Raw genomic sequence first — 21,236 nt, 5'->3', positions numbered from 1 at the left:
CCTATTGCCCCAGCCGTTCGATCAGGGCCGGTGCGTGCACCTGGTCGGCCTTGTAGTTGCCGGTCAGCGTGTACATCACGATGTTGGCGCCGGCACGGTAGGCGAATTCGCGCTGGCGTGGGTCGCCGCCGGTCACCGGCAGCATGTACTGGCCGTCGGGGCGCACGGCCCAGGCGCCGGCAAGATCGTTCGAGGTGATGATGATCGGCGAGACTCCGTCGCCGCCGCGCGCCGGGCGCTGCGCGCTCTCGTCGTCGTCCTCGCGCGGCAGGGTCTCGACCCAGGTCTGGCCGCTGTTGAAGCGGCCGGGGAAGTCGCGCAGCAGGTAGAAGGTCTTGGTCAGCACGTGCTCGCGCGGCACCGGCTCGAGCTCGGGCACGTCGAGCGAGGACAGGATGTCGCGCAGCGCCCGCATGCCCGGCGTCTGCGAGGCGCCGTTGTCGCCGGCCGGCGCTTCGATCGCGTCGCGGGTGTCGAACAGCACGGTGCCGCCCTGCTTCATGTAGGCGTCGATCTTGTTGATGGCGTCCTGCGGCGGCTTGGGCGCGCCGGGCACGATCGGCCAGTAGATCAGCGGGAAGAAGGCGAGCTCGTCGCGCGCGGGATCGATGCCGACGGGATCACCGGCCTCGAGCGCCGTGCGTTGCGCCAGGAACAGCGTCAGTCCTGATAGCCCGGCCTTGACGATGGAATCGACGTCGGCATTGCCTGTTACGACATAGGCGAGGCGGGTCTGCGATACCGCCTTCATCGCGAACTCGTCCGTGGTGCTGTCGGCGCGCGCGGGCGTCGGCGACAGTGCCGGAAGGCCCGCCAGCACGAGGCCGAGCAGGATCATTGCAGGCGCGGCGCGGCGGCGCAGCAGCGCGGCGAGGCCGCCGCCGAGCACCGCGACGATGATGGCGTCGACCAGGAACAAAGCGAGCGCCGTCGACAGCAGCCAGCCGCGTAAGTCGCGCGGCTCGGCGTTGGTGTAGGTGGCGTGCCGGGCGCGCAGGCTCGCGGTGTTCAGGGCTGCGATGCGGTCGGCGCTGGCAAGCGTGTTCACGGCGAGCGGTCCTTCTGCCGGACCGTAGAAGCCCGGCGGATGATCGGGTGTGGCGCGGTCGCGATAATCCGCGGGCAGCGGCTTTGCCGTGGCTGGCGGCGGACCGAAGGCGCCGAACCCGTCGAGCATGTGCAGCGGCGCCACCGTCTCGGTGGTCGCCTCGCTGGCGACCCCGGCGCCGGGCTTGGCGGTGTAGCCGGACATGTCGACGACCCGCCGCAGCATTTCGACGAAAATGCCCGACATCGGCAGATCCGACCAGCGCATGTCGGCGCTGACGTGGAACAGGCTGACGATGCCCTTGCCGCGATGCTCGCCCGTCACCAGCGGCGTGCCGTCTTCCAGCGACGCCCAGCTCTTGGTGGCGAGCACGGCATCGGGCTCGGCCAGCACCTGGCGGCTCACGGTGACGTCCTTGGGGACGACGACGCCGGCAAACGGACCGTCGGCCGCGAAGCCTGCGAGGTGCTGCGGCTTTTCCCAGGTCAGGCTGCCGCCGAGCGTGCGGCCGCCCTTGCGCAGCTTGACCGGCACGAGATCGTCTTCGGCCTGCGCCAGGCGGGGCCCTGCGAACCGCACCAGCACGCCGCCCTGGTCGATCCAGGCATTGAGGCGCTCGCGGATTTCGGGCGCGATGGTGCCGACATCGGCCAGGATGATCATCGGCAGCTTCTGGTCGAGGAACTGGGTGATGCCCTGCTGCGGCGAGCCCTTGTCGGCGAGCCGCACGTCGGCGAACGGCGCCAGCGCGCGGGTGAGGTAGAAGGTCGGCGCCAGCAGCGGCTGCGCGGTCTCGCTGGTCGCGCCCGAGACGATGCCGATGGCGCGGCGGCGCCAGCGCTTGTCGAGCAGCTGCACCGCGCCGGCGGAGCGCTCGCCCGATATCTCGAGCCGCGTGATGTCGTTGCGCAGCTCGACCGGCAGGTCGAACGCGGCCTCGGTCTCCTTGTCCTGCGGGCCGAACGAATAGCGCGCTTCGCCGATCGGCGATGCCTTCTGGTCCAGCGCGCGCACGGTGCCGACGGCAATGCCGCCGTCGGTGCGCAGCACCTTCACCGTCATCCTGGCGGCGGCGTTCTCGGCCGCGACCAGCGCAAGCGGCGAGGAGGTGCCGCCTTCGAACACGGTCAGGCTGCGATCGCCGATGGTCTTGCCGAGGGCCTGCACGAATTCCTCGCCGCGGCCGGTATCGACGCCATCCGACAGCCAGGCGATCTCGCAGTCGCCGGTCGCTTTCAGGAAACGATCGACCGCTGCGAGGGTTTCGACGCGCTCGATCGAATAGGGCTTTGGTACCAGCTGGCGCAGCGCGACGCGCGCCGCCCCCGCCGGCATCAGGGTGATGTCGCGGTTCGGCTCGGACAGCGGCACCAGCGCGATGGCGCGGCGATCGTTGTCGGCGTTGGCGATCAATTCGTCGGCGGCCCTGATCCTGATGTCCCAGTTCGAGGCCGCGCTCCAGCCGTCGTCGAACATGATCATCAGCGGCGCCTTGCTGCCGGCAAGCCCCGTCTGCGGATTCCAGATCGGCCCGGCGGCGGCGAAAATGACCAGCGCCGCTGCCAGCAGGCGCAGCGCAGTCAGCCACCACGGCGTCCGCGAAGGCGTCTCCTCCCTTGGCGCGATGTCGAACAGCAGGCGCGTCGGCGGAAACTCGATCCGGCGCGGCCGCGGCGGCATCACGCGCAGCAGCCACCACAGCACCGGCAGGCTGACGAGGCCGATCAGGAGCAGCGGTTCGGTGAAGGCGAGCGGCAATCCCATCATGCGGCCGGCCCCGCCTTGATGGTGGTGGTGCGGGCGCCCGACTTGCTCACCTGCATGCCGGCATGCAGGAACAGCAGCAATTCGGCGGCGGAGCGGTCGGTCGCGTGCGTCGTGAACAGCCAGTCGAGCTTGGAGGTCTGGGCGCGGATCTGGTCGCGGTGCAGCGCGAGCCGCGCGGTGTAATCCTGCGCCCAGCTCTCGGCGCGGCCGGCGGTGATCACGCCAAAGCCTTCCGGCTCGACGAACTCGATGCGGCCGGAATAGGGGAATGACTCCTCGGCGGGATCGACCACCTGCACCATCGTGCCATGCGCGCCGGAGCCGGAGAGCCCTGCGAGCGTCGCACTGATCTCCGCGATCGGCGACCAGAAATCCGACAGCACGATGATCTCGGCGAGCGCGGAAGGAACGAAGGACGGCGGCAGGCTCAGCCGGTCGGCATCGTCATGCAGCATCGCCTGCGCCATCTTGTCGATGACGCTGCGGCTCGCGGTCGGCGCCATCAGCCCGGGAATGCCGACGCGCTCGCCGCCCGAGACCAGCAGCTCGGCCAGCGCGAAGGCGACGATCAGGGTGCGTTCGAGCTTGGACTCGCGCGCGGTCTTCGAGGCAAAGGCCATCGACGGCGAGCGGTCGGGCCAGATCCAGACCGTGTGCGAGGCTTCCCATTCGAGCTCGCGGACATAGAGATGGTCGTCGCGCGCCGAGCGCCGCCAGTCGACGTTCTGCGACGGCTCGCCGGAGACGAAGCGGCGGTATTGCCAGAAATTTTCGCCGGAGCCGGCGCGGCGCCTGCCGTGCAGGCCGTGGATGACGTTGGCGGCGACGCGGCGGGCCTCGAGCACCAGGCGCGGCAAGGAAGCTGCGAGCGTGCGGCTTTCGCCATCGGCACGTCGGATCGCGATGATCTCCTTCGCCGTGTGCCCGTTCTCAGCGGCCATCAACCGATCCGTGTTTTCAACTGCCGGATCACGTCCGGAATCGTGCGCCCTTCGGCGCGCGCCTGGAAGGTCAGTGCCATGCGGTGCTTCAGAATAGGTTCGGCGAGGTCGAGCACGTCGTCGATCGAGGGTGCGAGCCGTCCGTCGATCAGCGCGCGTGCGCGCACCGCGAGCATCAGGGATTGGCTGGCGCGCGGGCCGGGGCCCCAGGCGATGAACTTGCCGGTCTCGCCGCTGTCCGGACCCGGACGGGCCGCGCGGACCAGCGACAGGATCGCCTCGACCACGGAATCGCCGACCGGCAGGCGCCGGATCAGCCGCTGCGCGGTGATCAGCGCTTCCGCGGTCATCGAGCCCCTCGCCAGCGTCTCTTCGGCGCCGGTGGTCTCGAACAGGATGCGGCGCTCGGCGTCGCGATCGGGATAGTCGACGTCGATCTCCATCAGGAAGCGGTCGAGCTGCGCTTCGGGCAACGGATAGGTGCCTTCCTGCTCCAGCGGGTTCTGGGTCGCGAGCACGTGGAACGGCTTCGGCAGGTCGTGACGCGCGCCGGCAACGGTGATGTGCTGCTCCTGCATGGCCTGGAGCAGCGCCGACTGCGTGCGCGGGCTGGCGCGGTTGATCTCGTCGGCCATCAGGAGCTGCGCGAACACGGGACCTGCGATGAAGCGGAAGGCACGCCTGCCCGCGGTGCTCTCGTCGAGCACCTCGGCGCCGAGGATGTCCGACGGCATCAGGTCGGGCGTGAACTGGATGCGCTTGGCGTCGAGACCGAGCGTGACGCCGAGCGTCTCGACCAGCTTGGTCTTGGCAAGGCCGGGCACGCCGATCAGCAGCGCATGGCCGCCGGAGAGGATGGTGACCAGCGTGTTCTCGATCACGCGGTCCTGGCCGAAGATGACGGATCCGATCGCCTCCTTCGCCGCGCGAATCTGGCTCGAGACCTGCTCGGCCGAGCGGACGATTCCATCCTCGAGTTTCTCGACACTCTCCGCCATCCGTTAGCTCCTTCAGCCTGCCGCGCGGCTCGCTCGCGTCGTCATGTCATCGCGTCACGTCAGATGCATCGCGTCAGATGCATCACGTCATCACATGGGCCCTATGCTAGACTTGCAGGAAGGCCATGTATTCGTTGAATTAACCTATCCCCACCTTATCGGCTTAAGGGTATGTAGGGCATCACGAAGTGGCGACCTCCACACCGGACTAATCCGGGGTGGAACCGTGCACCCGAGTACGACGTAGACCTGCACCAATCGTGCCAAAGGACAAAGTCAGGGCAAACCATGGCGAACCAAGGGCAGAGCGCCGATCGCGGTCTCGAGGGACTGACTGCCGCTGCCAAGAGTGCCGCCGGTGCCGAAGGCGCCAAAAAGGGCCTGCCTCCGGTGCATCTGTGGAATCCGCCGTTTTGCGGCGATCTCGATATCCGAATCGCCTCCGATGGTACTTGGTTCTACATGGGGACGCCAATCGGGCGTCACGCGCTGGTCCGCCTGTTCTCGACCATCCTGAAGCGCGAGGGCGACAAGCACTTCCTCGTGACGCCGGTGGAGAAGGTCGGCATTCGCGTCGACGACGCGCCGTTCATGGCGGTCGAAATGCAAGAGGACGGCGAGGACAACCATCGCGTGCTGCGCTTCCGCACCAATGTCGACGACTGGGTCACCTGCGATGCCGCGCACCGGCTGCGCTTCGAGCAGGCAAAGGACGGCGGCCTGACGCCCTATCTGCACGTCCGCGCCGATCTCTGGGCCAAGGTGACCCGCGCGCTCTATTACGATCTGGTTGACATGGGCGAGGAGCGGATGGTCGATGGCCAGCCGATGTTCGGCGTCGAGTCGGCCGGCGAATTCTTCGCCATGGCCGATGCGGAGCAGGTGAGGGCCGCGCTTTGAACAAGCCTATCCCCAGAAGCGAACCTGTCGCGTTTCGAGCGGCGGATTTCTTTGCCCGTTCCAGGGCGAAGCTCGGCTTCGACGTTCCGCCCGGCCTCTACGATCCCAACATCATTCCGGCCTCGGGCGATCCCGGGACCGACAAGATGCTGGAGATCGTCGCGCGCGAGCAGCCGGTGCGCCCGGCGGCGGTCCTGATCGCGGTGGTGGACCATCCCGAGCCGACCGTCCTGCTGACGCTGCGCTCGGCGCATCTCAACGACCACGCCGGCCAGATCGCCTTTCCCGGCGGCAAGATCGACGCGACCGACGCCTCGCCGGTCGATGCGGCGCTGCGCGAGGCCGAGGAGGAGGTCGGGCTGTCGCGCGACTTCGTCGAGCCGATCGGCTATCTCGATCTCTACGGCACCGCCTTCGGCTTCCGCATCCTGCCGACGGTCGCGAGGGTCCGGCCCGGCTTTGCGCTCACGATCAACCATTCCGAGGTTGATGATGCGTTCGAGGTGCCGCTATCCTTCCTGATGAATCCGGCGAACCACCAGCTGCACAGCAAGGAATTCCGCGGCATGGAGCGCTTTTACTATGCGATGCCGTTCGCGGAACGTTACATCTGGGGTGCAACGGCCGGAATGCTGCGTGTGCTTTATGAGCGGATCTACTCATCATGATCCGGACGGTTCTGACCGAGATCGGAATCTTCCTCGTTCCCTTTGCCGTCTATGCGCTGTTCCTGGCCGCCAGCCGGTCCGGCCTGTTCGTGCAATCGTCCTGGCCGGTCACCATCGTCGCTCGCCTCGCCCTCGTGGCGATCGTGCTCGTGATCGCGGGTCTGATCGGCCTGGCGCAGTTCTCCGGCGCCGGCCCGGATTCGACCTACGTTCCCGCCCATATCGAGAACGGCAAGTTCGTGCCGGGCACGGAAAGATAGGGGCCTGCCGATGAGCGCGGAGCCGATCCTCGCCGGTGCGCCATGGCTGATCTCCGGCGGGACCGCGCGCGTCCTGCAATTGCTTGGCGCCGATGGCGAGGAGGCGCGGGTGGTCGGCGGCGCGGTGCGCAACGCGCTGCTCGATCTTACGCCCGGCGACATCGACATCGCGACCACGGCGCTGCCGGAGGAGGTGGTGCGGCGCGCCAAAGCCGCCGGCATCAAGAGCGTGCCGACCGGCATCGAGCACGGCACCATCACGCTGGTCATCGACGGCCATCCCTATGAGGTCACGACGCTGCGCGAGGACACCGAGACCTTCGGCCGCAAGGCCAAGGTCGCGTTCGGCCGCGACTGGGTGAAGGACGCTGAGCGGCGCGACTTCACCATGAACGGCCTGTCGGTCGATGCGACAGGTGTCGTGTACGACTATGTCGGCGGGATCGCGGATGCCAGAGCGCGCCGCGTGCGCTTCATCGGCGACCCTGATCAGCGCATCGCCGAGGATTATTTGCGCATCCTGCGCTTCTTCCGCATCCACGCCGCCTTCGGCGCCGGCGAGCCCGACCGCGATGGCTACCTCGCATGCATCCGCGGACGCGCGGGCCTTGCCAGCCTGTCGGCCGAGCGGGTGCGCATGGAGATGCTGAAGCTGCTGGTGGCCGGCGGTGTGTCCGCCGCCGTGCTGGCCATGGCCGAGGGCGGATTGCTGCAGGCGCTGACCGGCGGCGTCGTCTATACCGGGCCGCTGGCGACGATGGTCGCGATCGAGCGCGCGCTCGGCCTGCCGGCAAGCAGCACGCGGCGCCTGGCCGCGCTGACGGTGGCCGTGACGGAAGACGCCAAGCGCGTCGCCACGCGCCTGCGGCTCTCCAATGCCGAGGCCAAGGCGCTGGATTCGATGGGGCACCGCTGGTGGCGGTTCGCCACCAAGGACGAGGCCAATGCGCGGCGGCTGCTCTACCGGCTCGGTGCGGAGCCCTATCACGATCGCGTGTTGCTCGGCTGGGCGCGGGCGGCGAGCGACGTGCATTCGTCGCGCTGGCGCGAACTCGCCGAGCTGCCGCGGCGCTGGACTGCGCCGAAATTTCCGCTTCGCGCCGCCGATTTCATCGCGCGCGGGATGGCCGAAGGGCCCGCGCTCGGACATGTGTTGACACTCGCCGAGGACGCTTGGCTTGCGGCGGATTTTCCACTAGAGGAAGCCGCGCTCGCTTCCATCGCAGATCAAGCTGCGGCCCGCGTCAGCCGCGAACGGAAAACGTGACCATCGTCTCAGGCTTCGCCGACATCTCGGTCTTTCAGCTCCTGCTGGTCGCGTTGATGGCGTTGTTTGCTTCGATCATCGGTGGTCTCGCTGGTTACGGCACCGGCGCGCTGATGCCGCTGGTGCTGGTGCCGCTGGTCGGCGCCGAGCCCGTGGTGCCGATCATCGCGATCTCCGCGATCTTCACCAATTCGAGCCGTGCGCTCGCCTATGTCCGCTATGCCGACCGCCGCCGCGCGCTGATCGTGCTCGCCTGCGCGGCATTGACGACCGCGCTCGGCGCCTACGGCTACACGCGCCTCACCAATGCGGGCGCCGCGCTCGTGATCGGCACCATGCTGATCCTGAGCGTGCCGCTGCGCCGCGTGCTCCGCCGCCGCCAGGTCAGGATCGGCGACACCGGCCTTGCCGCCGGCTCCGTCGGCTACGGCGTGCTGGTCGGCGGCACGTCGGGCTCCGGCGTGATCCTGCTCTCGCTGCTGATGGCGGCCGGCCTCGAAGGCGCCGCCGTGATCGCGACCGATGCGATGATCTCGCTCGGCACCGGCCTCATCAAGATCTCGGTGTTTGGCCTCGCCGGCGCCGTAAATGCGCAGGTGCTCGCCTTCGCACTGCTGATCGGGGCGATCGCGATCCCCGGCGCGTTCCTCGCAAAAGCCTTTGTCGAGCGGATGCCGGTGCACATCCACACGGCGATCCTCGACGTCGCGGTGATCACGGGCGGGATGGTGATGATCTCGGCTGCGGCGAGGCAACTGTTCGCCTAGAGCATTCGTGCCTGGACCGCAGATTCCGCGGTTGGCCCGATGCAAGCCGAAGACGTCACTTGCGGCGCCTTTGGCTCAACATGGAAGGTTGCTGGCCCCAGGCATTCATGGGCCGAACAAGCTGTGGAGAAAACGCTCCTTTTCGCCAGGCGCATAACCCTGCGAAGCGCCGAAATACGCTTCATGGTCGCCATCGGAGGGGGCGGAACGGTATTCGGTCGGCGCCTGAGGTGGCGCGTAGGCAAAGCTCGAAGCGGAACTTGGTGCGATCGTGCCCTGATGGGAGCGAACAGCAGCGTGCCGGTGGGGGTTATGCGCCGGCGCCGCGTTCGCAACGCCGTACAGGGGGATCAATAGGCTCAACGCCAGGATGAAACGCATCGCTTTTTCTCCAGCTGCCCCCCGGCTCGTTACTTAACGCTCGGCCGCGCAGCCCCAATAGATGTCGGCTTCACGACCGATCACATCCCCGCCATCACGGACCCGCATGGGCGAGCGGTCGGCTGGGGCGTACTCATGAAGGTCGGCTTCCGAGCCCAAGCCGGCCGTCGCCCGGCTTGGCCGTCATCGGCGGCTGATGACCGTAGCGGTCATGTCAGAATGTGGCCCCCTCGCAGTCCACTCAATACATCCGAAAGTAGATGTTATTAGGTTGTCACAACCGTTTATTAGTATTCTGGCGTGCAGATAGGATGCAATTTGTAATTGAGAGTGCCGAGGCGTTTTGCGGGTCTTCGCGGGTGTAGAGGCAATGCGCGGCGTTGCCGTGCTGTCGGTGGTCTGCGGACACGCAGTCAGCGCGCGACCCGATATGGTCGGCCCGGGCGTCGCCGAAGGCGTCCTCACCATTCTTGCAAGCGGCGTCGACGTCTTCTTTGTTATCTCCGGCTTCATCATCGCAACCACGGCGGCGGGGCAGCGCGACCCGTTGAATTTCACCTTCAGACGAGCTGTTCGAATTTATCCGGTCTACTGGCTCGTGTTGCTGGTGGCGTTCGTTAGCTCGTCTTGGATCGAGCTGTCGCCGGAGAAGCGTCCCCCACTCGACCTCGGCCTCATCTTCGCGTGGACATATCCGAACTGGTACCTCGGGCCGGCCTGGTCGATTGCTTTCGAATTGCACTTCTATGCCGCAGTTGCGTCCATCCTTGCGATCGCGCCGAACCGGGTGTTCGAGCTGCTGTTCGCGGGGCTCGGCATGGTCGTTGTTGCCGTCGTATTCCGCCTGCAGCTTGGCATCTATTCCCATCCGCTGGTCCTGGAATTCGGCGCCGGCGTCGGCATCGCCTATCTCCACAGGAACGGTGGATTGCGCTTTTCGCGCCGCATTCTTGCAATTTCCGCAGGCCTGTTTGCGGCCGGCTGGTACTGGATCTTCGTGTCCGGATCGGCCGATCCGCAATTGGCACGCGTGCCCACCTATGGCCTCGCTGCGGGATTGCTCATCCATGCCGTCGTGTCTGCCGAGATCGAAGGGCAGTCCTTTTCGCCGATCCTCCAATGGTTCGGCAAGATTTCGTACTCGCTGTATATCGTCCACTACCTGGTGATAAAATGGATCACCAACTTTACTGGGATGTGGCTGCTATCTACGTCCGGGACAATCGCTGCCAGCATTCTGCTCTCCATCGGTCTCGCCTTTGCCTTGCACATCATCATTGAGGCGCCGCTCATCGGTTGGGGCCGCAAGTGGAGCCTGATGCGCCGCGACCAACAGACCTCGGATGTCCCGAGACGGGAGGCAGCCATGCGTATTCCAGCACGGGCCGAATAATCGCGTGATGACCCCGGCCCAGGCCGCATTCGCGCCTGGACCGCGGATTGAACCTCTCTCGGGGCGTGTACTCATGACCGTCGGCTTGCGGGCCCAAGGCGGAAGCCGCCCGGCTTGGCCGTCATCGGCGGCTTATCACCCAACTCAGAATTACGGTGACAGTGCACTCAACTTGCTGTCGCGGATAGGTTTCGCGCGTGATGAGCGGGGGATTGAGTGCACTGTCACCGTAATCAGGACGTCACGGCGAGCGGCAGATCACGTCGTCGCCTTTGACTTCTGCGACAGTCAGCGGCTGGCCTGTACCGAAAGTTCAGGGTTGCGCGACACGCCCAAGGCCTCGACGAGAAAATCGATGAACAAGCGCGCCCGCAGCGGGAGTTGCCGTCCGAACGCGTGCAGGACGTAGACCGGCGTGGTGAACATCGGTATCTCCGGCAGCACGACATTCAGTCGTCCGGCGGCAAGCTCGTCCTCGATTGCGATGCGCATGAACTGCGTGATGCCAACGCCCTTTACGACCGCCTCGATCAACGACTGAGCATCGTCGCTATCGAAGGGGCCATTGGGGATGACCCGGGTGCCGTCCGCAAAAGTGAAGGCTTGCGGCCGGCCGCCGAGCAGGTGGCGAAGGCAGGCATGCTGCCTGAGATCGTCGATTGACCGCGGAATTCCCCGGCGCTCAAGGTATTCCGGCGATGCGCCCAGAACGTATTGCAGCACGCCCAACGAGCGGCCGATCAGGTTGGTGTCTTCCAGTTCGCCAATTCTCACCGCGAGGTCGAAACCCTCGCGAATGAGATCGACACGGCGGTCCGTGACGCTGAGGTCGAGCTTGATGTCTGGATAGCGTTCCAGGAACGAGCCCGCCCATGCAGAGATCAATGGACGTCCGAACGTACTCGGCACGGTGACCCGAAGCACGCCACGTACGTTGCCCGGAGCCTGCACGATGTCATCGGCTTCCTCGATCGCGCGTAAATGGGGGGCAACATGTTCATAATAAGCGGCGCCTTCGGACGTCGGGCTGAGCGTGCGCGTCGAGCGCTGCAGCAAGCGCACGCCGAGACGTTGTTCGAGGCGCGCGACGCTTTTGGATACGGCTGAAGGACTGGCGCCGATGAGCCTCGCGGCGCCCGCGAAAGAACCCGTATCAACCGTTCGTACGAAGGCCAGCAGACCAGCTGTTCTTTCCAAAATCGTGGTCATTTCGGACTTCTAATCATGAAAGAACCGAACGAAACACAGCTATTCGGACATTTATGACCGAATAGGTTGAGCCTCGCAATGGGGGATACCCGTCAGCCGCGTTCTAAGCCTTCCAGCATGCCTCCATCGCTCAAACTCATGCAAGAAAAGGGAATGCAGTATGCCTGCACAGACCAAACCAACGATCGTTTTCTGCCACGGCATCTGGGCCGATGGCTCTTGTTTCAGCAAAGTCATTCCTGCGTTGCAGGCTGATGGTTACGAGGTCATCGCCGTTCAATATGGCCTCGACTCCTACGAAGAGGACCTTGCGACGGTTAAGCGCACACTCAATCGTGTCGGCAGCCCGGTCCTCCTCGTCGGTCATTCCTATGGAGGAGCCACCATCACGGGCGCGGGGACCGACGAGCGCGTGGTTGGCCTCGTCTACATTGCAGCGGTCGCTCCGGATGCCGGCGAGACCGTACAGGATCAGCTCGACAAGTATCCGTCGGATATTTTTTCGCGCGTCGAGGTCGCCGATGGGCGTGCCTGGATGCTTCCGAATGGCACCGAGTTCTTCGCAGGAGACCTCTCCGAGGAAGACCAGAAGCTGGTTTGGGCCACCCATTATGCGCCCGTCTACAATCTGTTCCAGCAGCAGAAGCTCAGCGCCGACAAAGTCGCGTGGAGGTCGAAGCCAAGCTGGTACATTCTGGCCACGCAAGACCACACCGTGCATCCCGATCTGCAACGCTGGGTCTCGAAGCGCATGGGAGCGACCGTCACCGAGGTGGCGAGCAGCCACGTGCCGATGCTCTCCCAGCCAAACGTCGTTATCGACGTCATTCGCAAGGCTGCTGCCGCCGTTCAAAAAAGCTGATCGCAACAGGCGTGCATTGCCGGGCAAAGGAGAGGTCGTTCGCAAGGCGACCTCTCTTATTGATGGGTTGGGTGCGATGACTGCTTCTGGGCCCATCGCGGACGTTGCCGCGCTCGAATACGACGCGACCCCTGAGCCGGCTTCAGGCCATCCCAATCAGGTCCGTTCAGAACAGCCGTGACCACAACCTCAGGTCCGCTTTCATGCTATTGTTGGAGGGAGCGGGCTTTTGCGGGGTCGAGCATGAGACGGCGGGAATTCATTTCGGCGTTTGGGAGTGCCGCGATCACATTCCCACTGGCGGCCCATGCTCAGAAATTGGCGACCCCGGTGATTGGGTCTCTGAACCGTCCGGCCCCCGGGCTGGAAACGTTTAGCGACGCGTTTCGCCGCGGTCTCAAGCAAATGGGATTTGCTGAAGGACAAAACGTGCTGATTGAAGGACGTTGGCCCAACGCCAATGAAGAGTTGCGAGACGCCGCAGCCGACTTGGTGCGGAAGCGGGTCGCACTCATCTTCACCGCCGACAACGGCGGAGCGTTGGCCGCCAAAGCGACCACATCGGAAACACCGATCGTGTTTGTCGTGGGGCTCGATCCGGTTGCCATGGGGCTCGCAGCATCGATCAACCGTCCGGGTGGTAACGCGACCGGGGTTTCATTCCGAGTGAGCGCATTGGAGCCGAAGCGATTTGAATTGCTGCGCGCTCTATTGCCCAAGGAGTCTTTGGTGGGCGTGCTGATCAATCCGGACAATCCAAATGCGGACGCCAGCGCTCTGCGCGCAGCAGCATCTTCGTCGGGGCTGCAATTGATCGTTTTGGATGCCCGAAGCATTGCTGAGGTCGAAAACGCATTTTCAGTATTGGCCCAACGTCGGGCGAATGCGCTGCTTGTGACCTCCGACCGTCTTTTCAATCTCGAGCGTCGTCAGCTTGTTGATTTTGCGGCACGCACTGGCATCCCCGCAATCTATCCTTGGCGGGAATTTGCTGATGCTGGCGGTTTGATGAGCTATGGCAACAGCCTCACCGACGCCTTTCGGCAAGGCGGGCTTTACGTTGGCCGCATCCTCAAGGGTGACAAACCGGGCGATTTGCCGATCTGGCAACCCACCAGGTTCGAGTTCGTCATCAACCTCAAGGTGGCGAAGTCGCTAGGCCTCGAAATCCCTGCTGCGCTGCTGGCGTTTGCAGACGAGGTGATCGAATGATCCAACTTCCGTGATTACGGGACGGGTGCGATCACGTCGCCGAGACGGAGAGATGGAAACAGCACCTTGCTGAAAGTGCCGATCACCCAAACCGGACCAAGCCCCCAAATCCCTGATTGACGCCAGCTTGTCTCGGCCCTTGAATGCTTCCTGGAACACCTGATGGAGGAACGCCTGCCCGCAGATTTCTGCGGCACTGCCTCGCGAGCGGCCGGTCTTCACGCTTTCGGCTTCGAAGGTCTAGGTCCGCCGATGCGCATGGAGGTCTTGGCCATGAGGATGTCTTCAGCGCTTTTCGCCCTTTCGCTGACGTCGCTTGCTTCAGCGGGGGCGCCCGCACAGAGCCAGGACGGCCCACCGCCATGGGCCTATCCGGTAAACCCGCCGAGTTTTCAACGCGCCCCTGACGACGGCACGATCCGGCGAGTCCCTGACAGCGCCGCCGGTTTTACGCTCACGCAGCTGCGCGATCTGTTCGCCGCTCCCGACTGGCATCCCGAAGACCATCCGGCTTTGCCGGAGATCGTCGCAAAGGGGAGAAAGCCTGACGTGTTCGCCTGCGGCGTCTGCCACCGGGCGGACGGACCGGGCGGCCCTGAGAATGCCAGCCTGTTTGGCTTCTCCGCGGAATACATCATCCGGCAAACGGTGGAGTTCAAGACGGGCCTGCGTACGAATTCGGTGCCCCGCGTCGCCACCGACCTGATGATCAAGACGTCCAAGGACATCACCGATCAGGAACTCAAGGAGGCTGCGAACTATTTTGCGTCGATCAAACCGAGATCGAATATTGCGGTCGTAGAAACCGACGCCGTTCCGAAGACACATGTCAGGGACTTGTTCCTGGCGCCGATCGATGGCGGCGAGAAAGAGCCCATCGGCCAGCGCATCATCGAGATTCCGGAAAACGTCGAACACTTTCTCAGCCGGGACTCGCGCGCTCGTTTCATCGCCTATGTGCCGGTTGGCAGCATTCAGAAAGGGCGGGCGTTGGCAGCGAGCGGCGACCTTCGCGTCCAGTGCGCCGCTTGTCATGGTGCCGACCTCAAAGGGACTGCCGTGGCGCCAGGGATTGCGGCCCGTTCGCCCACGTACATGTTCCGTCAGCTTTACGACTTCAAGTCGGGCGCGCGGAAGGGCTCCAATAGTGACCTCATGAAGCCGGTTGTCGAACACCTCGGCACCGACGACATGATCGCGCTAGTCGCCTATACGGCGTCGCTCATACCTTGACGTTTTGTGGCTGCTCGCACGACCACGAGCCCGTTGTCGTTGTTCGGCCCGGAGCGCGGTCTCTTTGAACGTCGGCTGTTGGCCCAGCAGCGAAGTAACGGCGCACCTCGTTGAGGTCCGCTCGGTAAGGCATGGCGGACTAAGGTTGAGTTCTTCGCATTTTGACCCATAGCTGCGTCTTGGCTGACGTCTTGCGAGACTTCCGTTCGCCGTGCACGATGCATCGAAACCTAAATACAACCGGCAACGCACGAGACAAATTCGGTTCACCATGGCGGATATCGTCCGTCCAGCCGGCATGCCTGACCTAGGCGCCATGCGGCGCCAATTGGAGAAAACGCGATGATCCGTCGTGCCCACGCGTCAGATATCTCTCGGGTGGCTGCTCTCTATTACGCAGTTTGGCACGAGACCCAAGCTCCCTTCATGCCCCAAGCAGAAATTATCCGTCGGTCCATGGAATTTTTCATCGAAAGGATGACGGCACTCTTGCATTCGACTTTGGTAACAGAACTGAACGAAGAGGTCGTGGCGTTTTCGGCGTGGAGAGGCCAGCTTTTGGGCCAACTTTTTGTAGCGATGCCACATCGAGGGACGCGCGTCGCGTCAAGTCTGCTGACAGCCGCTGAAATTGAGATGGCCAAGGGAGGCATTGCCGAGGCAGAACTGCACTGTGTCGTTGGCAATGAACGTGCGCGGCGCTTCTACGAGCGCATGGGCTGGCATCACAAAGCGGAAATAATGGAGCAGGTTGCCGGTGAGCACGGGCAAACCGATGTTCCGTTCTGGTGCATGACCAAGGTTCTCACCATCTAGCATACGTCCATCGGCCACTTTCACTCTTGGCCCTTAGCCGAGGTCGATTGAGCGCGTGTCATGTCGGCTGTCAGGGGCAAACCGGACGCCGATCCAACTTGGCGTCCACCGCTGCTTTTGACCCTTTTCGGAAGTCATGTGGTCGATGCGCGCAACTCCCATTATCTTTCTGGCGCAAAATTCTGGTTGGTCAGTGGAGACGCGATTGGACGCTGAATGCGTATAAACGGCTTGCTGGCTCCCGCGTGGCAGCTATTGCAGCCGTTGGTAAGCTCGTCGAAGGCGGCCGTAAATTTGGTGCTGCTCTTTGCTCTAACCGCCTTTTCAAGCTCCTCTATCCGTGGATCGATGATGGTCTTGATCATCTCAGCGACAGGGATGCCGTCAAATGTTGGAAAAAGCCTTGCGGCGTCCTCTAGGCCTTCCTTGATCTCGTCGATCTCATAAGCAGCGAGGTCCCAGTTACTTTGTTTGCCAGCAAACCATAGCTTGGCGTGGCGAAGCTGCGTAGCTGTCATGAATTCGCCAAGACCCGGTTGGTAGGGCTCTTTTGCTGGCTGCGCGGCTGCGAACATTACCGAAGCAGCAAGCGCAATGGCGGCAATGACTATCCACTTCATTCGTGGTCTCCCGAGATGGCAATTGGCCAATTTCCCAGGCATAGCTCAGGCTATCCAATTCGGGAAGAATGCACATTCATCTTTGGCTGCCTGACACTGGGAGCCCTCACTTTGATTGATGTGCGATGATGACCGCTTCTGGCCCGAACGCGAGGCTGTGACCGGCTCTGAAGTCGTCCGGTTGTGGCGGCAGATCGGACGTGACCGGCGGCGGTCAGGACGGCGCCTGTTGGCCCTTCTGCGCCATGCGGCGATGTCCGCTACTGCGCCGTTCTTGGCGGAGCAGCGGACATCAGACGCGCCGGAGCGAAGCGCTCCGATCTCATGGGGCCGCGGCCTTAGCCGTGCCTACTCCTCGTCTTCGTCGTCTTCGTCGTCCTCTTCCTCATCCTCGTCCACCTCTTCCAGGTGTTCGAGCACGGCGAGCGGCAGCGTCTCGCGAAACAGGTCGCCTTCGACGCCCATCCAGAGACAGATCACGTCGTCGCCTTTGACTTCTGCGACGGTCAGCGGCTGGCCGCCGGATTTCAGCATGACGATATCGCCGGCTTTCAGTTCCATGGATGGTCCTTTCGGGTTGATTGACTTGAGAAGCTAGCAAGCCGGCATGACACGCCGATCACGGGCTGCGGGATCAGTGGATGTGCTGCGGCAGCGCGCATCCGCCGCCAGGCTGCTGAAGCGCCGACGACGGAGCCTCAGGCCGGAAGCGGGACCATGACGGAGGCGAGGGCGCCTGCTCGATGGGTTGCGCAGGGGCTTGTCCGTCCCATGCGCCGCGATGAGGCATCATGCGCCTGTTTTGCCCGACGGGTCAAACGATTTCGTAAAATCCGTAAGCATTTGATTTTGCAGCAGCCGGCTACTGTGCATGGGGTTGTTTTTCGAGTTTTTGTTTCGCGCCGATGGTTACGACCGGTCAGGCACCAGTTCGGTCAGCGAGCGGATGATGCGGTCGGGCTTCACCGTCGAGCCTTCGGGCAGGCCGTCGCCATGCACGTCGATCCAGATCGAATAGATGCCGAGGCGCTGCGGCGTCACGACTTCCCATTCGAGGTTGTCGCCGATCATCCATGTGTCCTCGGCGGTGACGCCCAGCGCCTCCATCGCGTGCAGATAGGCGCGCTCCTCGGGCTTGCCGAAACCGTGCTCGCCCTCGATCTGGATATGGTGGAAGCGGTGTGCGAGCTCGAAGCGCTCGACCTTGGCGCGCTGGGTGTCGGCGGCGCCGTTGGTCACCAGCGCGAGCTTGATGCCGAGCGCCTTCAGCTTGTCGATCGCTTCATGCGCGCCGGGGAAGACGAACATCTCTTCCTCGCGATAGGCGGTGAAGCGGTCGGCGAGGCGAATGGCGAGGTCGTCGGATAGTGCGCGGTGGCCGGCGGCCGCGAGCGCAGCGAACCCGCCCTTCACCGTCAGATGCCGCGCCTCGGCGAGCTTCATCCGCCAGGCGGCTTCCGCATTGGCCCAGAAGTTTCGCGCGAAGGCCAGCACTGCGGTTGCGACCTGCTGCGGCGGCAGCGGCGCAAGCTCCTCGGCGAACTCGTTCGCGATCGTATTCCAGGCGATCTCGGGCCGGCCATAGGCCGACAGGATGGTGTCGTCCATGTCGATCAGCATGGCGCGGGGCAGCGGCCTCACAGCGGGCTTCATCGCAGTCATGGCCATTTCACCTCCGGCGGCAGCGACGACAGGATCGAATCCACATTGCCGCCGGTCTTGAGCCCGAAGATGGTGCCCCGGTCGTAGAGCAGGTTGAACTCGACATAGCGGCCGCGCCGGATCAGCTGCTCCTCGCGGTCCGCAGCGGTCCAGGCGCTCGCGAAATTGCGCCTGACGATATCAGGATAGATCTTCAGGAAGGCGCGGCCGACATCCTGGGTGAAGGCGAGATCGGCGTCCCAGTCACCGCTGTCGTGCCAGTCGTAGAAGATGCCGCCGATGCCGCGCGCCTCTTTCCGGTGCGGCAGGTAGAAATACTCGTCGCACCATGTCTTGTACTTGTCGTAATCGGCAATGCCGTTCGGCTGCGCGCAGGCCTCTTTCATCGCAGCATGGAAGGCGATGCTGTCGGCGTCGTCCTGCGTGCGCCGGCGGTCCAGCACCGGCGTCAGATCGGCGCCGCCGCCGAACCAGGCTTTTGTGGTGACGACGAAGCGCGTGTTCATGTGCACGGCAGGCACGTGCGGATTGCGTAAGTGCGCGATCAGCGAGATGCCGGAGGCCCAGAACCGCGGATCGTCCGCCGCGCCCGGAATCTGCGCGCGAAACTCCGGCGCGAATTCGCCGTGCACCGTCGAGCAATGCACGCCGACCTTCTCGAACAGCCGGCCATGCATCATCGACATCACGCCGCCACCGCCGGCCGCGCCGCTATGATCGGTGCGCTGCCAGGGCGTGCGATTGAAGCGGCCGGCCTTGCCCGGATAGAGGCTTTGCGGCGCGTCGTCTTCCAGCCGCTCGAAGCTTGCGCAGATGTCGTCGCGCAAAGCTTCGAACCAGGCGCGGGCGCGCGTCTTGCGGTCTTCGATTGTACTCGGGTCCATTGTCGATGCCATTCCGTCAGCCCTGCGGACCGTAATAGGTGCAGCTCTCGTTGCAACTGTCGCGATGGATGCTGACGCGGGTGAGCTTGCCGATATGCGCTAGCCGCTCCCAGACGAAGCGCGACAGGTTTTCCAGCGTCGGCTTGCCCAGCGCCTCGATCTTGTTGAGGAACTTGTGGTCCAGCGTCAACCTGACGTCCTCGATGGCGCGCTGGAGGAGGCCGAGATCGACCACCATGCCGGTCGCTGGGTCCGGCGTGCCGCGCACCGTCACCTCGGCGCGGAAGGAGTGGCCGTGGATCTCTTCGCTCGCCGCGCCGAACGTCGTTCCCGACAGTGAATGCGCCGCCTCGAAGCGGAACGATTTCGTCAATTCCCACATCTGTTCGAAAACCAATCCTATCTGATGCCGAGCGATTTATGCGTCTGCACGCTGAGCCGCCATTGCGGATGGCGCAGGCAATAGTCGATCGCGCGCGCGGTGTTTTCGGCGACCTCGGGCCCGTCCATCGGCTGCAGCGAGAAGCGCTCGAAGGCGAGGCCCTCGAAGGCCTCCGGCGCGGCGAGGGCCTGCGGATAGACCAGCTTCAGCTCGTGGCCACGGCGCAGCACGAGCTCGCTGCCGCCCTTGGGGCTGACGCAGATCCAGTCGAGGCCATCAGGTGCGGCGATCGTGCCGTTGGTCTCGACGCCGATCTCGAAGCCTCTCGCATGGAGCGCATCAATCAGCGCGTCGTCGACCTGGAGCAGCGGCTCGCCGCCGGTGAGCACCACGTAGCGGTTGGCGGCCGTTGCCGTCCATTGCGCCGCGATGGTGTCGGCGAGCTCCGCAGCCGAGGCGTAGCGGCCGCCGAGCGTGCCGTCGGTGCCGACGAAATCCGTGTCGCAGAATTTGCAGGTCGCTGACTGCCGGTCGGCCTCGCGGCCGCTCCAGAGATTGCAGCCGGCGAAACGGCAGAACACGGACGCGCGCCCGGCATGGGCGCCTTCGCCTTGCAAGGTCAGGAAGATTTCCTTGACCGCGTAACTCAATGGTCTCTCCTCAACATATCAACCTTGCGGGTTCCGGATCTGCCGCAGCGCCTCGCCTGCGGCCATCGCCGCGGTCATGGCGACATTGAGCGACCGCAGTCCCGGGGCGATCGGGATCACCAGCCGCGCATCCGCGGCCTCGACCACCGCGTCGGTGACGCCGGCGCTCTCGCGCCCGAATAGCAGGATGTCCGACGTCTGGTAACGGAAATCGCGGTAGTCGGTGGCGGCCCTGGTGGTGAACAGCAGCAGCCGGCAGCCCTGTGCCGCGCGCCACGCCTCGAATTGCGGCCAGGAGACGTGCCTGACGATGCTGACATGGTCGAGGTAATCCATTCCCGCCCGGCGGAAATGCCGGTCGGAGACGGGGAACCCTGCCGGTTCGATGATGTGGGCGGTCAGACCCAAGCAGGCGCAGAGCCTGAGAATCGTGCCGGTGTTCTGGGGGATGTCGGGCTGGAAAAGCGCTATCTGCATGGGCGGCGTCGGGTTGGTTGTGGGGCGGAAATGTCTCAATAAAACATCGCTGGCGCGGGAATTCGTGCATTGCACGCTTCCCCGCCGTTAGCGGGCTTGCGCTCGCCCGGCAAGGGTGCCAATAGAACGATTCTGGACTGCTGTTTTCGCTTGTTTTGGCGGGGACAAGCGAAGTTCTGCCGCCGCGGGGGGCCGCGGGCGCCGGCAGCCAGTTCTGGGGACCTTGGGGGCCCCTGGAGCGGTTCCACCGGTAGCATAAGAAGAAAGGGTTGGAATCGTGACGACAGCGTCTTCGGCGGACCATCCGACACGCCGTGATTTCTTATTCGTTGCAACGGGGGCAGCTGCAGCAGTAGGGGGCGCAGCCGCGCTCTGGCCCTTCATCTCCCAAATGAATCCTGATGCCTCGACCATCGCGGCCGGTGCGCCGATCGAGGTCGATCTCAGCCCGGTCGCCGAGGGGCAGGACATCAAGGTATTCTGGCGCGGCAAGCCGATCTACATCAGCCACCGCACCAAGAAGCAGATCGACGAGGCGCGCGCCGTCAACGTGGCGAGCCTGCCCGATCCGCAGTCCGACGAGGCCCGGGTCAAGTCCGGCCATGAGCAGTGGCTGGTCGTGATCGGCATCTGCACCCATCTCGGCTGCATCCCGATCGCTCATGAGGGCAATTACGACGGGTTCTTCTGCCCCTGCCATGGTTCGCAGTACGATTCGTCCGGCCGCATCCGTCAGGGGCCCGCGCCCGCGAACCTGCCGGTGCCGCCGTACCAGTTCGTTTCCGACACCAAAATCCAGATCGGCTGAGCTTCGGACCCTCGTCCGAAGCTTCGCGCCG

At 64.3% G+C, this 21,236-nt stretch carries 23 protein-coding genes; 11 read left to right on the top strand and 12 right to left on the bottom strand.

Annotation, left to right across the window (positions count from 1 at the left end):
* Position 1: 1 nt before the first annotated feature.
* The 3 genes from E4K65_RS34290 to E4K65_RS34280 are packed head-to-tail and all read right to left on the bottom strand — an operon-like array spanning position 2 to position 4,754.
* The gene (locus E4K65_RS34290) at positions 2 to 2,815 is read right to left on the bottom strand and encodes a DUF4159 domain-containing protein (protein ID WP_135177898.1); all 2,814 of its coding nucleotides are present in this window, start codon (positions 2,813 to 2,815) and stop codon (positions 2 to 4) included.
* A complete protein-coding gene (locus tag E4K65_RS34285) occupies positions 2,812 to 3,756 on the bottom strand; it encodes a DUF58 domain-containing protein (protein ID WP_135177897.1) in 945 nt (314 codons plus the stop codon). Before E4K65_RS34285 ends, E4K65_RS34290 begins: the two co-directional genes overlap by 4 nt.
* Complete coding sequence (locus E4K65_RS34280) at positions 3,756 to 4,754, bottom strand: AAA family ATPase (protein WP_135177896.1); 999 nt, start codon at positions 4,752 to 4,754, stop codon at positions 3,756 to 3,758. Before E4K65_RS34280 ends, E4K65_RS34285 begins: the two co-directional genes overlap by 1 nt.
* A 288-nt stretch (positions 4,755 to 5,042) precedes the next feature.
* Between E4K65_RS34280 and E4K65_RS34275 the strand changes: the two genes are divergently transcribed.
* Genes E4K65_RS34275 through E4K65_RS34255 form a run of 5 tightly spaced genes read left to right on the top strand, consistent with a single transcriptional unit; the run spans position 5,043 to position 8,616 of the window.
* On the top strand, positions 5,043 to 5,654 hold the full coding sequence (locus E4K65_RS34275) for a DUF1285 domain-containing protein (RefSeq protein WP_135177895.1): 612 nt from the start codon (positions 5,043 to 5,045) through the stop codon (positions 5,652 to 5,654).
* Positions 5,651 to 6,322 carry a CoA pyrophosphatase gene (locus E4K65_RS34270; protein ID WP_135177894.1) on the top strand — a complete coding sequence of 224 codons (672 nt, stop codon included), beginning with the start codon at positions 5,651 to 5,653 and terminating at the stop codon, positions 6,320 to 6,322. The genes E4K65_RS34275 and E4K65_RS34270 overlap by 4 nt, the downstream gene beginning before the upstream one ends.
* Complete coding sequence (locus E4K65_RS34265; RefSeq protein ID WP_027543671.1) at positions 6,319 to 6,582, top strand: DUF6111 family protein; 264 nt, start codon at positions 6,319 to 6,321, stop codon at positions 6,580 to 6,582. The genes E4K65_RS34270 and E4K65_RS34265 overlap by 4 nt, the downstream gene beginning before the upstream one ends.
* A gap of 10 nt (positions 6,583 to 6,592) precedes the next feature.
* Positions 6,593 to 7,849, top strand: a complete 1,257-nt coding sequence (locus E4K65_RS34260) for a CCA tRNA nucleotidyltransferase (RefSeq protein ID WP_135177893.1) — start codon at positions 6,593 to 6,595, stop codon at positions 7,847 to 7,849.
* Positions 7,846 to 8,616, top strand: a complete 771-nt coding sequence (locus E4K65_RS34255) for a sulfite exporter TauE/SafE family protein (protein ID WP_135177892.1) — start codon at positions 7,846 to 7,848, stop codon at positions 8,614 to 8,616. The genes E4K65_RS34260 and E4K65_RS34255 overlap by 4 nt, the downstream gene beginning before the upstream one ends.
* A 105-nt stretch (positions 8,617 to 8,721) precedes the next feature.
* Here the strand turns inward: E4K65_RS34255 and E4K65_RS34250 are convergent, their stop codons facing one another.
* Positions 8,722 to 8,997 carry a hypothetical protein gene (locus E4K65_RS34250; RefSeq protein ID WP_135177891.1) on the bottom strand — a complete coding sequence of 92 codons (276 nt, stop codon included), beginning with the start codon at positions 8,995 to 8,997 and terminating at the stop codon, positions 8,722 to 8,724.
* 343 nt (positions 8,998 to 9,340) lie between these two features.
* Between E4K65_RS34250 and E4K65_RS34245 the strand changes: the two genes are divergently transcribed.
* Positions 9,341 to 10,390, top strand: a complete 1,050-nt coding sequence (locus E4K65_RS34245) for an acyltransferase family protein (protein WP_283813911.1) — start codon at positions 9,341 to 9,343, stop codon at positions 10,388 to 10,390.
* A 288-nt stretch (positions 10,391 to 10,678) separates the two neighbouring features.
* Here E4K65_RS34245 and E4K65_RS34240 read toward each other — a convergent pair whose 3' ends face one another.
* Positions 10,679 to 11,599, bottom strand: a complete 921-nt coding sequence (locus E4K65_RS34240; RefSeq protein WP_135177889.1) for a LysR family transcriptional regulator — start codon at positions 11,597 to 11,599, stop codon at positions 10,679 to 10,681.
* Positions 11,600 to 11,759: 160 nt separating this feature from the next.
* Between E4K65_RS34240 and E4K65_RS34235 the strand changes: the two genes are divergently transcribed.
* The 4 genes from E4K65_RS34235 (at position 11,760) to E4K65_RS34215 (ending at position 15,722) form a co-directional block, all read left to right on the top strand.
* Positions 11,760 to 12,461, top strand: a complete 702-nt coding sequence (locus E4K65_RS34235) for an alpha/beta fold hydrolase (protein ID WP_135177888.1) — start codon at positions 11,760 to 11,762, stop codon at positions 12,459 to 12,461.
* Between the two features lie 243 nt (positions 12,462 to 12,704).
* Positions 12,705 to 13,673 (top strand): ABC transporter substrate-binding protein, encoded by a 969-nt coding sequence (locus E4K65_RS34230; protein WP_135177887.1) that lies wholly within the window; start codon positions 12,705 to 12,707, stop codon positions 13,671 to 13,673.
* Between the two features lie 162 nt (positions 13,674 to 13,835).
* Positions 13,836 to 14,906 (top strand): c-type cytochrome, encoded by a 1,071-nt coding sequence (locus E4K65_RS34220; RefSeq protein ID WP_135177885.1) that lies wholly within the window; start codon positions 13,836 to 13,838, stop codon positions 14,904 to 14,906.
* Between the two features lie 342 nt (positions 14,907 to 15,248).
* Positions 15,249 to 15,722, top strand: a complete 474-nt coding sequence (locus tag E4K65_RS34215; RefSeq protein WP_167771386.1) for a GNAT family N-acetyltransferase — start codon at positions 15,249 to 15,251, stop codon at positions 15,720 to 15,722.
* A gap of 161 nt (positions 15,723 to 15,883) precedes the next feature.
* Here E4K65_RS34215 and E4K65_RS34210 read toward each other — a convergent pair whose 3' ends face one another.
* The 7 genes from E4K65_RS34210 to E4K65_RS34180 form a co-directional block, all read right to left on the bottom strand.
* Positions 15,884 to 16,342: a hypothetical protein gene (locus E4K65_RS34210; RefSeq protein WP_167771385.1), complete on the bottom strand. Its 459-nt coding sequence runs from the start codon at positions 16,340 to 16,342 to the stop codon at positions 15,884 to 15,886.
* A 348-nt stretch (positions 16,343 to 16,690) separates the two neighbouring features.
* On the bottom strand, positions 16,691 to 16,903 hold the full coding sequence (locus tag E4K65_RS34205) for a YodC family protein (RefSeq protein ID WP_135177884.1): 213 nt from the start codon (positions 16,901 to 16,903) through the stop codon (positions 16,691 to 16,693).
* Positions 16,904 to 17,251: 348 nt separating this feature from the next.
* Complete coding sequence (locus E4K65_RS34200) at positions 17,252 to 18,010, bottom strand: HAD family hydrolase (protein WP_135177883.1); 759 nt, start codon at positions 18,008 to 18,010, stop codon at positions 17,252 to 17,254.
* Complete coding sequence (gene hemF / locus E4K65_RS34195; RefSeq protein WP_235885826.1) at positions 18,001 to 18,888, bottom strand: oxygen-dependent coproporphyrinogen oxidase; 888 nt, start codon at positions 18,886 to 18,888, stop codon at positions 18,001 to 18,003. Before hemF ends, E4K65_RS34200 begins: the two co-directional genes overlap by 10 nt.
* Positions 18,889 to 18,904: 16 nt before the next feature.
* Positions 18,905 to 19,270, bottom strand: coding sequence for a 6-pyruvoyl trahydropterin synthase family protein (locus E4K65_RS34190; RefSeq protein WP_027543659.1), 366 nt, complete (start codon positions 19,268 to 19,270; stop codon positions 18,905 to 18,907).
* A gap of 17 nt (positions 19,271 to 19,287) precedes the next feature.
* Complete coding sequence (gene queE / locus E4K65_RS34185; protein ID WP_135177881.1) at positions 19,288 to 19,920, bottom strand: 7-carboxy-7-deazaguanine synthase; 633 nt, start codon at positions 19,918 to 19,920, stop codon at positions 19,288 to 19,290.
* Positions 19,921 to 19,938: 18 nt separating this feature from the next.
* Positions 19,939 to 20,397, bottom strand: coding sequence for a tRNA (cytidine(34)-2'-O)-methyltransferase (locus tag E4K65_RS34180; RefSeq protein ID WP_135177880.1), 459 nt, complete (start codon positions 20,395 to 20,397; stop codon positions 19,939 to 19,941).
* Positions 20,398 to 20,674: 277 nt separating this feature from the next.
* On the opposite strand from E4K65_RS34180, the gene petA reads away from it, so the two are divergent.
* Positions 20,675 to 21,205 (top strand): ubiquinol-cytochrome c reductase iron-sulfur subunit, encoded by a 531-nt coding sequence (petA, locus tag E4K65_RS34175; protein ID WP_026232845.1) that lies wholly within the window; start codon positions 20,675 to 20,677, stop codon positions 21,203 to 21,205.
* Positions 21,206 to 21,236: the final 31 nt, after the last annotated feature.

The organism is Bradyrhizobium niftali, assembly GCF_004571025.1.
Taxonomy (GTDB): Bacteria; Pseudomonadota; Alphaproteobacteria; order Rhizobiales; family Xanthobacteraceae; genus Bradyrhizobium; species Bradyrhizobium niftali.
The sequence above is the reverse complement of the archived record's forward strand: the minus strand, read 5'-3'. Positions and strand labels throughout refer to the sequence as shown.